Here is a 16692-nt window from a genome sequence, read left to right on the forward strand (position 1 = left end):
CCTCAGAACAATGCGGTTCCCGCAGGCACTGAGATGAACAAGAATGCTACTATGTCTGATGATTTCAGAAACGGCTCATCACGCCATTTCATTGCTTCTGACGGCTGGGAGAACGGCGATCCGTTTGACTGCGGCTGGTATGCTTCACAGACAGCTTTCAGAAACGGTGCTCTCGAACTCACTATCGACAGAGACAAAACAGGCAAGTACAACTACGCAGGCGCTGAGTACAGAACCAATGATTTCTACGGCTTCGGCTATTATGAAACATCTATGCAGGCTATCAAGAACAACGGCGTTGTTTCTTCATTCTTCACCTACACAGGTGAGTCCGACGGCAATCCTTGGGACGAGATAGACATCGAGATCCTTGGCAAGGACACAACAAAGGTACAGTTCAACTACTATACCAACGGACAGGGCAAGCATGAGTTCATGTACGACCTTGGCTTCGACGCTTCACAGGGCTTCCACACCTATGGATTCGACTGGCAGCGCGACCATATCACATGGTATGTAGACGGCAAGGCAGTTTATACAGCTAACCAGAATATTCCTCAGACCCCCGGTAAGATCATGATGAACGCATGGCCCGGCAGAGGAGTTGACGAGTGGCTTGCACACTATGACGGAAGAACTCCGCTCACAGCACGCTATCAGTGGGTAACATACAACAAGCAGTAATTGAACAGCTTAAAAAGGACGGTTTTAAGCCGTCCTTTTTTATAGTGAAGGGTAAAATTTTTATGCGATTTGCGGCAGTAAACACTGCAAAGTGATAAAGCATTTGTTTGTATTGTAAAAACGATTCATAAATTAGAAAAAAAATTCCATAAAACGCTTGAAATAGCCATGTGCATATGATATAATATTTAAGCTGTGTGTATTTGTGACACTTATCTGCTGAATATACGGAAAAAGTCATAATACTTATTAACTGGAAATAATTAAGAGAGAAATGTTACAAGCTGGAGGAAAAAAATGAATAAAACGTCAAGAAAACGTACTGCCGCAGGAGTTCTGTGTCTTGGTATGCTGCTTAATACCGCTGCATATCTTCCTGCAAATGCAGAATCGGGAGTACAGATCACTGTAAACGAGGTATGTTCTAAGAATACCACCTACAAAGCAGCGGACGGAAACTGCTATGACTGGATCGAGCTTTACAACGGCGGAAAGACTGAAGCTGATATTTCGGGCTGGGGACTTTCCGACAAGGCTGATAAGCCTTACAAATATGCATTCCCTGACGGAACGCATATCGCCGCAGGAGGCAGACTTGTTGTTTTCTGCGACAGTGACGCCGCAAAGAATGATACGAAGATAGCTCCCTTCGGACTGTCAGCGTCAGGTGAAACTCTTACTCTGACGGACAAGGGCGGCAATAACGCACAGACTATCACATTTGAGACTATCCCTGCGGATAATTCCTACGGACAGTATCCCGACGGCAGCGGACAGTTCTATATACTTAAAGGCACTCCCGACAAGGCAAATTCTGCTCCCGAGGGAAGTGCGGCTGTACATAAGCCGACATTCTCGCATGAAAGCGGCTTTTATGACAGCGATTTCAAACTGACACTCACAGCCGATGAGGGCTGCGATATATACTATACAACAGACGGAAGCGATCCTGTGTACGGCTCGAAGAAGTACACAGAGCCCCTGAGTATCAAGGATATGTCCGATACCGAGAACCGCCTCAGCAAGCGCACGGATATAGTTCCCGACGGAGCCGAGGCTCCCCGCGGAAACGTTGACAAGGCTGTTATTATCCGCGCTGTTGCAGTTGACAAGGATAATCACGCCAGCGAATACGTTACAAAGACATATATGCTCGGCAAAACAAATTCGGGCTATTATAAGAATATGAAGGTGATCTCTCTCGTTACCGATCCTGCAAATCTCTTTGACAAGGAAAAGGGAATATACTGCCTCGGCAACATCTATGACCAGAACAGAGAAGCCGACAGGGAAAAGTGGCCGTGGGAGAAAAAAGCCAACTATTCAATGAAGGGCAGAGAATGGGAACGTCCTGCTATCTTCACTATGTTCGACAACGGAGAAAAGGTCATCGACCAGAATGTAGGCATTCGTATCAAGGGTGCCTTTTCAAGAGCCCTTGAGCAGAAGAGCTTCAATATCTATACACGCAAGGAGTACGGCTTATCCGAGTTCGATTACGATTTCTTCTCGGGCAAGGCAACAAAGGCTAAAAACGGCAAGGCTATCAAGAAATATGACGGCATCGTTATCCGCAACGGCGGAAACGACAATACATCGGCTTTCTTCCGCGACAGCATAAATCAGGCTCTCGTTGCGGATAAGACCTTTGCAAAGCAGACCTCGACTGAGTGCATACTCTTCCTCGACGGCGAGTTCTGGGGTATTTATCAGATGCAGGAAAAGCTCAACAAAAGCTTTCTTGCCAATCATTACGGCGTTGACAAGAACAGCATAGCTATGATAGAGAACGGCGCTCTCGAAGAGGGTACAGATAAAGACCTTCAGGACTGGCGCTCTCTTTGCGACGGTGTTGCAAACGGCAGCATTTCCTTTGAGGAGTTCTGCAATAAGGTAGACATTCAAGGCTTCATGGACTATTTTGCAGCTCAGATATACTGGTCGAATGCAGACTGGCCGCAGAACAACTTCAGCGCATGGCGCTCAAATACTATTGACGAGAGCAATCCCTACGCCGACGGCAAGTGGAGAATGATACTCTTCGATACAGAATCGGGACAGGGACTTTACGGTACTGATGACAAGTCCTATCGCGCAGACGGCTTCGAGCGTATCCGCAATAACAACAGTCAGCTGGCAAGAATGTTCAACGGACTTCTCAATAACGACTCCTTCAGAATGAAATTCGCCAGGACTATGATGGACCTTGCAAATTATAACTTTGAACCCAACAAGACCAAGGCACTTATAAACAGCTATAAAAACAGCTACAGACAGCAGATAGCCGATACATATGCACGTTTTCATTCGGGCAGCTTATCGGGCGACAACGGCATAAGACGCTTTGAGGAGTCGATAGCAACACTTACAGAGTTCTATAACAAGCGCTATCCTTACGCAGAGCGCACCACAAGAAACGCTATGAAGCTTTCGGGAGAGCCTCACAAGCTTACGGTAGTGAACACTGCCGACAAGGGCAGCATAAAGCTGAACAGCCTTGACCTTGGTAAGATAAGCAGCTGGAGCGGTAATTATCATGCTGATTATGACCTCCACCTTACAGCTGCTCCCGTTGAGGGGCAGAAGTTCTCACACTGGGTGCTGAACGGTGCAAAGCTGAGCAGCGGAGAGCTTACGGATACCTACATCAAGGTAAGAATTGAGAATGACGCTTCGGTACAGGCTGTTTATGTGGGCGACGCTGATGAAAAGACCACAACTACTGTACAGACAACGACAAAGGCTGTTACAACGACTACAACAACAGCAAAAACCACGGCTGCAACTGCCAAGACCACTGTTACAACAGCAAAAACTACAGCGACAACCAAGGCTTCAACAAAGCCTGTTACTACGACCACAAGCAAGCCGCTTTCACTGACGGGACTCAAGTCGCTCAGCAAGGTCGTACAGGCTGAGACCTATGACTTCAAGTCGGGTATCGACACCGAGGACTGCTCTGAGGGCGGAAAGGACGTTGCTTATATCGAAAACGGCGAGTACATCGGCTTCAAGGCTGTGGACCTCAGCGGCGTCAAGAATATCGACTTCCGTATCGGCTCAAACGGCGCAAGAGCTGTGCTTGAAGTGCGCCTTGACAAGCCCGACGGTCAGGTCATCGGAAGAATGGACATCAAGAGCACTAACGGCTGGCAGACATGGGGCACTCAGAGGTGCGGCATCTCTGAAACTCAGGGCAAGCACGATATCTATTTCGTATTCACGGGCGGAGAAGGCTATCTCTACAATGTGAACTGGTGGAGGACCGACAAGCAGGTCGAGAATTACGCTATCGGAGACCTCAACGGCGACGGTCAGATAGACAGCTTCGACCTTTGCAAGATGAAGAGAGCGGTCCTCAGCGGAGACGCGGAAAACTTCGGAGCAGCTGATATCAACAGCGACGATGTTATAGACAAGGAAGACCTTAAGCTACTTAAGAAGTTCGTACTGGGCGAAATTAAGTATTTTTAAGGGATAAACAGTTTTGATTTTATAAAAATCAGCGTAATGCACAATCCGACTATGCAAAGTATAGACGGGTTGTGCATTTTTATTGGAGCTCGCCTGTGATATTCCACCCGTGGTTTACAAAAATCATGAACAGGAAAGAGCAATAAATGACAAAAGAAGCGCAAAAAATGAAATATGCTTTGGCCTGCGGCAGGATTTTTCAGGAGAAAATAAGGATATTCCTACCAATTGTAATATTCTGATTTGATTTTACAGTTCGGAGAGGCAAAGCTTTCGCAGTATAAATGTGAGGTTGGAATATAGCAATAGTTATTGTGAATAAAGTAAGTAATATTTTGTGCACAAAATGAAATGTTGCGAAAATGCGATGTTTGCTAAGCTTAAATGAAATAACTTGGCTCAAATTTCATCTCGTGGCTTACCTGAACTGATAGCAAACACAAATGATATTACTTATCAAAAATTGCGCTTGATGATTTATGCTAAATAGCAATAAATGATTTCTGGCTAATTTCAGCCAAGTGCAGCACTGAAATAATCGCAATTTCTGGTCAGAATGGCGATAAGCGCAAAATTCGGCTTGTGTTTTAATTGATTAAGACATTATAATTATATAAGAAATAAAAAAATATGCACTTATTGGGATTCTTAATCTAACAGAGTATCTCTGGAGTTATAGAGCCGATAGGGCGGCTTCGGCAGATACTTGAATCAAAAACTCAAAGGAGTGATCAAAGTGAAGCTATCAAAAATGAAGAGGGTAATCAGCGGAGCTGTTTCAGCGCTGATGATAGCCTCAAGCATACCCGCTGTAGCATCTGCTGCCGATCAGCAGACGAGAGGAAATGTCGGCGGATATGACTATGAGATGTGGAACCAGAACGGTCAGGGACAGGCTTCAATGAACCCGGGTGCAGGTTCATTTACTTGTTCATGGAGCAATATCGAAAACTTCCTTGCTCGTATGGGTAAGAATTTCGACAGCCAGAAGAAGAATTACAAGGCTTTCGGAGATATTGTCCTCACTTATGATGTAGAGTACACACCAAGAGGAAATTCGTATATGTGCGTATACGGCTGGACAAGAAATCCTCTTATGGAATACTACATCGTAGAAGGCTGGGGCGATTGGAGACCACCCGGAAATGACGGCGAGAACAAGGGTACTGTAACTCTTAACGGCAATACTTACGATATCCGTAAGTCAATGCGTTACAATCAGCCTTCTCTCGACGGTACTGCAACATTCCCGCAGTACTGGAGCGTTCGTCAGACCAGCGGTTCCAAGAACAACACTACAAACTACATGAAGGGCACTATCGACGTTTCAAAGCACTTTGACGCATGGTCAAAGGCAGGACTTGATATGTCAGGTACTCTCTATGAGGTATCTCTTAATATCGAGGGCTACCGTTCAAACGGTCAGGCTAATGTAAAGAGCGTTACAGTAAGCACAGGCGGTTCAGGCAATAATAATCAGCAGCAACAGCAGCAAAACAACAACCAGCAGCAGAACCAGTGGAACTGGAATCAGCAGCAGAATAACAATCAGCAGCAGAATCAGTGGAATCAGAATCAGCAGCCGCAGCAGCAGAACAACAGCTCAAACTTTACAGCAAGCGGACAGAAGTTCAGCGTAGGAAACGGACAGACTCAGCACAAGGGCGACAACGTTGACGGCTACAGCTACGAGATCTGGCTCGACAATACAGGCGGAAGCGGTTCAATGACACTTGGCAGCGGCGGTTCATTCAGCACAGAGTGGAATGCTACAGTTTCAAGAGGTAACTTCCTTGCTCGCCGCGGCAGAAACTACGATGCTACAAAGAAGGCTACAGAGTATGGTCCTATCGTAATGGACTATGCAGCTGACTATTCAGCAAGCTCACAGGGTAACTCAAGACTCTGCGTATACGGCTGGATGAAGGATCCTCTTGTTGAGTATTACATCATCGAGGACTGGGTAAACTGGTGCCCATCACCAAACGGCGGCAGCAAGACCGTTACTATCGACGGTGCTCAGTATGAGATATTCCAGCTTGACCATACAGGTCCTACTATCCTCGGCAACACTCAGACATTCAAGCAGTACTTCAGTGTTCGTAAGTCAAAGAGAACATCAGGTACTATCACAGTATCAGACCACTTCAAGGCTTGGGCAGAGGCAGGCTGGAACATCGGTAACCTCACAGAAGTTGCACTCAACGTAGAAGGTTGGGAGAGCAGCGGTAAGGCTAACGTATCCAAGCTCACTATCGGCACAAGCGGCGGCGGAAACAACAACACTCAGCAGAATAACAATCAGCAGCAGAACCAGTGGAACCAGCAGCAGAACAACAACCAGCAGCAGAACCAGTGGAACCAGCAGCAGAACAATAACCAGCAGCAGAATCAGTGGAACTGGAATCAGCAGCAGAATAACAACCAGCAGCAGAACCAGTGGAATCAGCAGCAGAATAACAACACAAGCACTTCACAGGGCTCAGGACTCAAGGACATCTTCGCTCCTTGGTTCAAGATCGGTACTTCCGTAAGCCCACAGGAGCTCAACTCAGGCGCTTCGTTCCTCAAGGAGAACTACAATTCTATCACTCCCGAGAACGAGCTCAAGCCTGATTCGATACTCGATCAGTCAGCTTGTCAGCAGAGAGGAAACAATGTAAATACACAGATCAACCTCAGCAGAGCTGCTCAGACTCTGAAGTTCTGCGAGAGCAACGGCATCTCTCTCCGCGGTCACACATTCGTTTGGTACAGCCAGACTCCTGACTGGTTCTTCCGTGAGAACTTCTCAAGCAACGGTGCTTACGTATCAAAGGATATCATGGATCAGCGTCTTGAGAGTATGATAAAGAATACATTCGAGGCACTCAAGACTCAGTATCCTAAGCTTGACGTCTATGCATACGACGTATGCAACGAGCTCTTCGTTAACGACGGCGGCGGACTCAGACCTGCAAGCAACTCCAACTGGGTAAAGGTTTACGGCGATGATTCATTCGTTCTCAACGCATTCAAGTATGCAAGAAAGTATGCTCCTGCAGGCTGCAAGCTTTACCTGAATGACTATAACGAGTACATCGGCGCTAAGACAAACGATATCTACAACATGGCAATGAAGCTCAAGCAGCAGGGTACTATCGACGGTATCGGTATGCAGGCTCATCTTGCTACAAACTATCCTGACGCAAAGACCTTTGAGACAGCTTTAAAGAAGTTCCTCAGCACAGGTCTGGACGTTCAGATCACAGAGCTTGATATTACTTGCTCAGACCTTAATGCACAGGCTAATCTCTATGAGGATATCTTCAAGATCGCAATGGCTAACTCTGACAGGATACCTGCTCTTACTATCTGGGGCACATCAGATAATGTAAGCTGGAGATCTTCACAGAATCCGCTCCTGTTCTCACAGGGCTACAAGCCAAAGCCTGCTTATGATAAGGTAGTTGCTCTTGCTAAGAGCAGTGCTGCTCCTTCAAACAATAATAACAATAATAATAACAATACTCAGCAGCAGAATAACAACCAGCAGCAGAACCAGTGGAATCAGCAGCAGAACAACAACCAGCAGCAGAACCAGTGGAATCAGCAGCAGAACAACAACCAGCAGCAGAACAACCAGTGGAATCAGCAGCAGAATAACAATCAGCAGCAGAACAACCAGTGGAATCAGAATAATGACTGGAGTAATCAGGACTGGTTCACCAACGTAACAAAGTGGGGCGACGCAAACGGCGATAATAATGTAGATATGGGCGATACCGTATCTATCATGCAGTCACTTGCTAACCCGAACAAGTACAACCTTTCCGAGCAGGGAGCATACAATGGTGACGTATTCAATCCGGGAAGCGGCATCACAAACAGCGACGCACAGTCACTTCAGATGTGGTTCCTCGGTTCGATCCCGAATCTTCCTAACGGTGATGCTAACTGGAATCAGCAGTGGAACTGGAACAACAACTGGAATCAGCAGCAGAACAACAATCAGCAGCAGAACCAGTGGAACTGGAACCAGAATAACCAGTGGAATCAGCAGCAGAACAACAACCAGCAGCAGAACCAGTGGAACTGGAATCAGCAGCAGAATAACAACCAGCAGCAGAACCAGTGGAACTGGAATCAGCAGCAGAATAACAATCAGCAGCAGAATCAGTGGAATCAGAATCAGCAGCCGCAGCAGCAGAACAACAGCTCCAACTTCACAGCAAGCGGACAGAAGTTCAGCGTAGGCAGCGGTCAGACTCAGCACAAGGGCGACAACGTTGACGGCTACAGCTATGAGATATGGCTTGACAACACAGGCGGAAGCGGTTCAATGACACTTGGCAGCGGCGGTTCATTCAGCACAGAGTGGAACGCAGCAGTTTCAAGAGGTAACTTCCTCGCTCGCCGCGGCAGAAACTATGACGCATCAAAGAAGGCTACAGATTACGGTCCGATCGTAATGGACTATGCAGCTGACTATTCAGCAAGCTCACAGGGCAACTCACGTCTCTGCGTATACGGCTGGATGAAGAATCCGCTCGTAGAGTACTATATCATCGAGGACTGGGTAAACTGGTGCCCATCACCAAACGGCGGCAGCAAGACCGTTACTATCGATGGCGCTCAGTATGAGATATTCCAGCTCGACCACACAGGTCCTACTATTCTCGGCACTACCGAGACATTCAAGCAGTACTTCAGCGTTCGCAAGTCAAAGAGAACATCAGGTACTATCACAGTATCAGACCACTTCAAGGCTTGGGCAGAGGCAGGCTGGAACATCGGTAACCTCACAGAGGTAGCACTCAATGTTGAGGGCTGGGAGAGCAGCGGTAAGGCTAACGTATCAAAGCTCACTATCGGTACAAGCGGCGGCGGAAGCAATAACAATACTCAGCAGCAGAATAACCAGTGGAATCAGCAGCAGAACAACAACCAGCAGCAGAACCAATGGAACTGGAATCAGCAGCAGAATAATCAGCAGCCACAGCAGCAGAACAACACAGCTGTTCAGAGCGGCAAGAAGCTCTGCGCTATCTCATTCGACGACGGCGCAAGCGCTACAAGCAAGTCTGATCCCGGATACAGAATTATCGACGCACTTATCAAGAACAATATGACAGCTACATTCTTCAACGTTGGTGACTGGATCAAGTCCAACGACCAGATCAAGTACGAGTACCAGAACGGCATGGAAGTAGCTAACCACACTAAGTCTCACCCACACCTCGGACAGATGGGTGCTTCACAGATCAGAAGCGAGTGGGAGCAGTGCAACAGCAAGCTCAAGAGCATCATCGGCGCTGATCCTTCAAAGCTTATGAGACTTCCTTACCTTGAGAGCAACGCAACAGTTCAGTCCGCACTCAACGATGTACCGCTTATCAGCTGTGCGATCGACACTCAGGACTGGAACGGCGCTTCCAAGGATCAGATCGTAAACACTATCAAGCAGGCTGCACAGAACGGCTCACTTGAAGGCGCTATCGTTCTTTGCCACGAGACATATGCCAACACAGCAGCAGCTATGGAAGAAGTACTCCCATGGCTTGCACAGAATGGTTACCAGAACGTAAATATTTCTGATATGGCTAAGGCTCACGGAAAGACACTGGGCGGCGGTCAGGTCCACACACGCGCTTAATCGGTCTTTGTCATTATAATATTTGTTTTAAAACTCCCGTACATCTGTGCGGGAGTTTTTTTACGGCTTTCGGTAAGGAGCAGATACATAAAAAAGGCTATATCACAAGGATATAGCCTTTTTGTAAAAGATATTTTCAGAGAGGGCGGAAAGATTATGAAAGCTTGTCAATAAGCTTGAGCAGATATTTCTGTATCTGGAGTGCGTCAGCATTTGTCATACCGCTGCCTCTGTCAAAAACGTCTGCGTTCTCAATGCCGCGAGTGGTTATGTGATTCTTGTCAGTACCGCTTGTGCCGTATTTATTTGGACTTGCAAGAGCCTGCATTATAAGAACGATATCTGACATATCAACTGTATCGTCGCAGTTAGCGTCGCCGGGAACAACGATAGTTGAAGGATCGAAGCCTGATGCGTCACGGAACTTGATATTGTTGTTAGTTGCGTATGTATTAACTGTTGAACCTGTATCACCAACGAGAATGAAGCCTGCGTTTACCTTGTTGTTGATAAAGCCGACAGATTTGCTTCCCATAGTAGGATTGCCGTTTATTGTGATAGTATTGAGGTTCTTACAGTTGTTGAATGCGCTTGCGCCGAGGCTTGCAAGCTTGTGTGAGTCATCGGATTTGATAGTAACGCTGTTGAGCTTAGCACAGTTTTCAAATGCGTTAGCACCAATAGTATTTACAGCCAGTGAAGCCTTCTGTGTAACTCCGTCAGCTGTTCCTGAGTTGTAGAATGCCTTGGTATTGATCTTGTTTGCGGTCACATCGATCTCAGCGAGATTAGCGCAGTTAGCGAAAGCACTTGTGTCAACAGTCTGAGCACCGTTAAGCTTTACGCTCTTGAGGCCTGAGCCGTCGAATGCGTTTGCACCGATAGTCTCCATATTTTCAATATCAATGCTTTCAAGTGATGTACAGCCTGAGAATGCGCTCTTTGGAATAGAGGTTATATTTTCGAGAGTAACATCACTGAGTTTTGAACAGCCTGAGAATATACCTGCTGTAAGTATTCCTACTTCAGCCTTAGGTATTGAAGCACAATTAGCGAAAATGGAAGCACCCTTGAGAACTGTGTTCTTATTAGCAGGTAATACTTTAAGAGCAGCACAGTTTCTGAATGCATATTCATTTATTTCGTCAGCGATGATAGAATTTGCAGGATCGTTCTTATCAGCAACGATCGTCAGCTTAGCGTCGCCGTCAAATGCGCTTGCTTTGATAGTCTTTGCATTTGTGGTTATCTTTTCAAGTAAAGGACAATTCTTGAACATATTTGCGGTTATGATCTTGCCCTCGTAAGTAGCTGTTTTAAGATTAGGACAATTTGCAAATACACTTGTGCCTATAGAGAACTTAGCGGCACTATCGGAGAGAACTGTTGCATCTGTGAGGTTTTCACAGCTGTCAAAAGCATTGTTGCCGATAACAACGGTACCGCCCTGCATTCCTTCAAGGTTTACAGCTGTTACACCGCTGCCCTTGAATGCAGCTTCGCCTATAGTTGAGAAGTTGCCCTGTATAGCAAACTTAAGGTTCTTACAGTTGAGGAAAGCGTTTTTAAGATAGTCCTCAGCGTTAAGAGGTGTGTTAGGATCAGCAGAAATTCTGGTAAGTGAAGTACAGTTTGAGAAAGCATCGCTTTCAACGATTCGGATATCCTCAAACTTCATCTCTGTAAGAGCTGCACAACCTGAGAATGTCTTTGTACTAACAACAGTAACCTTTGAGAAGTCACCGTTCTGTGTAACAATATTTGAAAGATTTGTACAGCCGTTGAAGAAGCCGTTAGGAGTCTTGTTCGGGAATTCAACAAGGAACTTTGCGTCGATTGTGATCTTTTCAGCAGATTTACAGTTCTGGAAAACATAACCGTCGGTAGTATTTGACTTTGTAGGTGCACTGTTTCCATACTGATCTGAGAGGAGAGTTATCTCCTTAAATGCTGTACAGCCGTCGAGAGCGTAGTTTCCGACGATCTTACACTTTCCTGCCTTAAGTTCTGTCAGAGATGTACAGCCCTTGAAAGTGTTTGGGAAGATATACTGTGAAGCGGGGATATTAACCTTCTGGAGTGCGGTACAGCCTGAGAATGAGCTGCCGCCTGACTTGATCTTTTTAGCTGATACGTCGAGATCAGAGCTCTTTATATTTCCTACGTCGTCAATATCTTCAGTACCACCGATATATACAGCAGCAGGGAAGTCAGCTGTTACGAGCTTTGTACAGCCGGCATAAGCGGAAGGCTCGATTATAGTAGCCATATCAAATTTGGCTGAAAGGAGACTTGTACACTTATTGAATGCACTGTTGCCGATAGTTCTGATGTTATCGCCGTTGCCTGTATTAAATTTAATAGTAGTAAATGCAGTACAGCCGTTGAATGTATTCTTAGGTATTATTGTTATAGCCTGAGGAAGAGTACAGCTTTCGAGACTTGTACAGCCGCTGAATACGCCGTCGCCCAAACCGTAGCCTACTGTCTTCTTTGCGTCTGTATATACCCAGTCGCCTATGGTCTCAGGAATGCCTGATACATTCTTAAGAGAAGTACAGCCCTGGAAACAGCCGCCGCCGATACCGATGAGAACTTTATTCTCTTTGTTGAAATCTATTGTATTAAGAGATGTACAGCTTCTGAATGATTCCTTGTCCATGCCGGTAAGATTTTTGCCGCACTTGATAGATGTTATACTTGAACAGCCTCTGAATGAGTATAATCCAAGAGATACAACATTATCTGTCATGGGAACTTCCTTTATCTGCGTACAGTTCTCATATGCGCTTTCTCCGACTTTAAGATATTCATATCCTGTTGTATCTGTTAAGTATTCGGTAGAACAGATAGGAGCTGAAATAGACGAGTTCATGAAAGCAGCTTTGCCTATAGTGTGTATCATATCAGGGTGAGCAAAGGTTATTTTTGTGAGAGGAGTTCCCTTACAGAGTTCAGCAGGGATGACAGGCATTTCATTCTGAACTGAGAGAGTCTTCAGACCGCTGGCAGAGAATACGCTGCTGCCTACATATTTTACAGAGGCTGGAATTTCAATATCTGTGATATATTTGCAAGATCCGAATGCGCTGCTGTCAATATATTCAACGCCGTCAAGCTTGATCGTCTTGAGGTATGAGTTATTGAAAGTCTTTGCTGCAAGATAGCGGACGTTATTGCCTGCTAATTCAATATTTGCGCTTTCAATTGATTCCTTAACAGCAGAAGGTATGTCGAGATCTTCAGAAAGGTCAACGTCAATGACATTTTCGTTAGCCTTTGAGATACCGATGACATATTCTGTATTAACAGCTGTTTTTTCACTTTTTGGGGTAACAGTTACCTTATATACTCCGTATGTGAACTTGCCGTCCTCAGAATTCCATGTGTTTACGCCTTTTACAGTTGAGAAAGCTGTAGTATACAAGGATGTATCTGCATACTTATAGCTGTATTGGCTTGAATTTTTACCAGGCTGAGCAGCTTCTGCTGCTGAAGCCTCCATAATAATAGAGGTACTGCTGCTGCCTGAAGGTGTCCAAACGCCGCTCAGAGGGCTCAGAACACAAATGAAGGCTAAAATACCGGCAATTGTTTTTTTCATAAAATATATCCTCCTTATAAAATATAAGACATTTTCTACAGATAGTTATATAAAACATATAACACCCTATGATGTAATTATAGTCCTTTTCTCTCTGAAAATCAATATATTTTTGTGAACGTTTGGGAAAGTTTGTTAAAATTGCACTATGACCGCGAAGGTTTTGCTGATTGCAGCAAAAAAATACCCAAGAACCGATATACGAACTGTATATTCAAATCATGATAATCTGAATAGTATAATAAAATAACAGGCATCACTTAACAAATATTGAAAGGTAACCATTCTCATGGTATAATAAAAAAGGACTTTCACAGTCGATAGATCGGAAAAATAAAAGTTCTGGAAAAAATTTCTGTTTTTTCTAAGACATTTGCCCTGTAAAACTCGTCTAATAAGTGAAAGGCAAAATATTTCCGGAAAGGAGCCGTTCAATGGATAATGGTGCAAGTAGCTACAGCCGTTATCTTGTCGGAGACGATTCAGCTCTTGGAGACATTGTCCGTGAATATAAGGACGGTCTCACTATCTATCTGAATAGTTTTACCAATAATATCCATGATGCTGAGGAGCTCATGGAGGAGACCTTCTTCAAGCTTGCGTATAAAAAGCCGAAATATACAGGAAAAAGCTCGTTCAAGACATGGCTTTTTTCCATTGGAAGGAATCTTGCCATAGACTATCTAAGGCGTATGAAGAAAAAGGGCGATACCTCGCTTGACGAGTGCTCTGAACTGAATTCGGGGCTGGATATCGAGGAAAACTATATCAAAGAGGAACAAAAGCTGATGATACACAGAGCGCTGAAAAAACTGCGGAGCCAGTACAGTCAGGCTATATGCCTTACCTATATAGAGGGCTTCAGCAATTCAGAGGCGGCGTGTATAATGCATAAAAGCAGCCGACAGATGACAAATCTGCTATATCAGGCGAAAAAAGCTCTCCGTGAAGAGTTGGAAAAGGAGGGGATAAAGTATGCGGGAATGGGATGAGATAACTCGTGACCTTCTCAGAAGAAGAGACGAGAAGATAGCTCGGAAAAAAGCGCAGCTGCGCGTCGTGAAAAGAACGGCGCTGTCTGCTCTGTGTCTTTGCGTGACCGTTGCAGCAGGTGCAGGTATATGGAAGAATATGCCTGAGCGCACAAAAAATGCCGACAGCCATAACGAGCCGACCAATGTCACTGACGAGCCGGTTTCCGACGGCAATGTATCGCCATCTGTTACTTCATCGGTAAACAGCGTTGCTGCCACAACACAGGAAAAACAGGATATCGTCACAACTGCTGCGGTAAAAACAACAGCCCGTACTACTCTTACAGCAGCTTCCGTTTCTGCACAGCGGACCACTGCTGCGAATCCGTCAGCTCTTACGAACAGGCATGAAAACATAGTTACGACTGATATTGATGTATTACCGAATGAACCTCAATTTGACAGTGAAAGGAATGTTGTTATGAGAAAATTTCTGGCTGTTTTAGCAGCAACTTCAGCAATGGCAAATCCAATACTTGCAAACGCTTCACCTATAGTCCGCTTTGATCCGAAAGAGGATTATATGTATTCTGCTACATTAAATTACAGCAAGATCGAATCAGGCGAGCTTGATCCCGATTTCAACGGCGACGGAAAATTCGATATCTTCGATGCCCGTGACGCCTATGCGGCAAAAAATCCTGATATGAACACTATTTACAATTATTATCTGCTTAATAACGGTATTGTTCCCGAGGATTTTGACGCTTACAAGTATAAGGATGAGAACGGCAGGGTATCTGATGATTCATGGCGTTTTATTGACTGGATCTCAAGTATGCCCCAGCCGAATTTAAAATACGATTATGCTGTAAAGTACGATCGCGAGAATAACGTAAGTCTTGATTTCAATGAGGACGGCGTTGTGGATTACAAGGACTGTCTTGATTACTGGATGTTTGATAATTATCTGGTAGGCTATGTATTATGGAACCTTGACTTTGACATACGCGATGAATTTGCCGAGAAATACGGCGTTGATCCTGATAACAGAGGCTGGGCGATCGAACACAGACTGGATTCCATACTTGGAACTGAGTCCGAGGATATAGGCTTCTGCATTCCTGCCGATATGTTTTATCAGGACTTCCCCATGAAGGAGTCTACGCTGAAAAACTGCGCTAAGTATTACAGAGAGCACAGATATATCGGTCATGATTTTGACGCGGGCTCAGTCCTTGTTACCAAGGAGATCATAAACAACTATGATTTCACCGAGGAATGGCTTGATCCCGATAAATGCTATGAGTATCTCATCTCAAATGCCGACGAGAAATATCTGGACAATATACGCTTCAGAGAGTGTGTAGCTTGCATATCAGGACATGATGAAAAATTCACCAATTCAAAGGGTGAATTCTTTGAGAGGATAAAATATGAGTATGATTACATGGGCGAGGCCAGAGTTGACGCTATCGAAGCAGGGCTTGTAAAGTATGAGGACTACTGCGATATACTCAGCTGGCACAGCAACAATCAGAACTATATGTCAGCTACCTACCCCGAGTACGAAAAGGCTGTCAGGGAGGGCAGGATAGCTGCTCCCGATATGAACGCCGACGGAAAGCTTGACGATCTGGATATGGAGATACTTTCCGCCTGCTACAGAGTCATCACGGTCAAGGAGTACACTACAGACGAGGTGGTAGAGACAGTCAAGCGCTGGTATGATCCTAATATGTTCTCACGCGCCAACAACGGCAGATACAACGTGGATTTTAACAGACCTGACTGGAATCCAGACGGCGACGCCATAGCTTCACTTGACTGCAACGAAAACGGTATAATCTGCGACGATTATGATGTTCTTTTTGCAGGTATCTATATCTCCAAGTACGGAACAGTTGATTTCGATTTGTACAACGAGTTCTTTGCTTCAGAGCTGTATACTCAGTTCGAGAACAGAGACTGGAGATATTACGACCGTAATTCAGGCTTCTTCCATGATATGCCATACGGAGTTTACTATGATTACATAGTATCGCTGGGCGATCTCCTGTTTGATATGGACAAGGCTAACAAAACCGAGCCGAAGGCTCCGAAAGCCGCTCCCTACAGAACAGGCGACGCAACTGCTGACGGCGATGTCAAGATGAACGACGTTGTTCTCATAATGCAGACGCTTTGTAATCCGAATAAGTACAGCCTGTCAATAAGAGGCGAGTTCAATGCTGACGTAAACAACACCAACGACGGCATTACTCCAATGGACGCTCTGGCGGTTCAGAGGAGACTTCTCAATCTTTGCTGAACTGAATAAA

At 45.3% G+C, this 16692-nt stretch carries 5 protein-coding genes and 1 pseudogene; 5 read left to right on the forward strand and 1 reads right to left on the reverse strand.

Translation table 11 applies throughout. The features are described 5' to 3' along the window. The 3 genes and pseudogenes from bglS to BT105_RS11540 all read left to right on the forward strand — a co-directional run. Positions 1–672 (forward strand): annotated as a pseudogene (gene bglS / locus BT105_RS11530) (beta-glucanase); the annotation flags it as partial. 309 nt (positions 673–981) lie between these two features. Continuing rightward, positions 982–4158 carry a carbohydrate-binding protein gene (locus tag BT105_RS11535; RefSeq protein WP_072300876.1) on the forward strand — a complete coding sequence of 1059 codons (3177 nt, stop codon included), beginning with the start codon at positions 982–984 and terminating at the stop codon, positions 4156–4158. Positions 4159–4894: 736 nt separating this feature from the next. Continuing rightward, a complete protein-coding gene (locus BT105_RS11540; RefSeq protein WP_143186588.1) occupies positions 4895–9793 on the forward strand; it encodes a glycoside hydrolase family 11 protein in 4899 nt (1632 codons plus the stop codon). 154 nt (positions 9794–9947) lie between these two features. On the opposite strand, the gene BT105_RS11545 is transcribed toward BT105_RS11540, so the two are convergent. Beyond that, positions 9948–13397 carry a leucine-rich repeat protein gene (locus tag BT105_RS11545; RefSeq protein WP_072300878.1) on the reverse strand — a complete coding sequence of 1150 codons (3450 nt, stop codon included), beginning with the start codon at positions 13395–13397 and terminating at the stop codon, positions 9948–9950. A 434-nt stretch (positions 13398–13831) separates the two neighbouring features. Here BT105_RS11545 and BT105_RS11550 point away from each other — a divergent pair, with 434 nt between their 5' ends. Further along, positions 13832–14389, forward strand: a complete 558-nt coding sequence (locus tag BT105_RS11550; protein ID WP_072300879.1) for an RNA polymerase sigma factor — start codon at positions 13832–13834, stop codon at positions 14387–14389. Continuing rightward, positions 14373–16682: a hypothetical protein gene (locus BT105_RS11555; protein ID WP_072300880.1), complete on the forward strand. Its 2310-nt coding sequence runs from the start codon at positions 14373–14375 to the stop codon at positions 16680–16682. The genes BT105_RS11550 and BT105_RS11555 overlap by 17 nt, the downstream gene beginning before the upstream one ends. The last annotated feature ends 10 nt before the right edge of the window (positions 16683–16692 follow it).

This window comes from Ruminococcus flavefaciens, assembly GCF_900119075.1.
Lineage (GTDB): Bacteria > Bacillota > Clostridia > Oscillospirales > Ruminococcaceae > Ruminococcus > Ruminococcus flavefaciens_Q.

Excerpts from the sequence above, each read along its gene's own strand:
- BT105_RS11535 (WP_072300876.1), top strand. The coding sequence starts at position 982 with ATGAATAAAACGTCAAGAAAACGTACTGCCGCAGGAGTTCTGTGTCTT.
- BT105_RS11555 (WP_072300880.1), top strand. The coding sequence starts at position 14,373 with ATGCGGGAATGGGATGAGATAACTCGTGACCTTCTCAGAAGAAGAGAC.
- BT105_RS11550 (WP_072300879.1), top strand. The coding sequence starts at position 13,832 with ATGGATAATGGTGCAAGTAGCTACAGCCGTTATCTTGTCGGAGACGAT.
- BT105_RS11545 (WP_072300878.1), bottom strand. The coding sequence starts at position 13,397 with ATGAAAAAAACAATTGCCGGTATTTTAGCCTTCATTTGTGTTCTGAGC.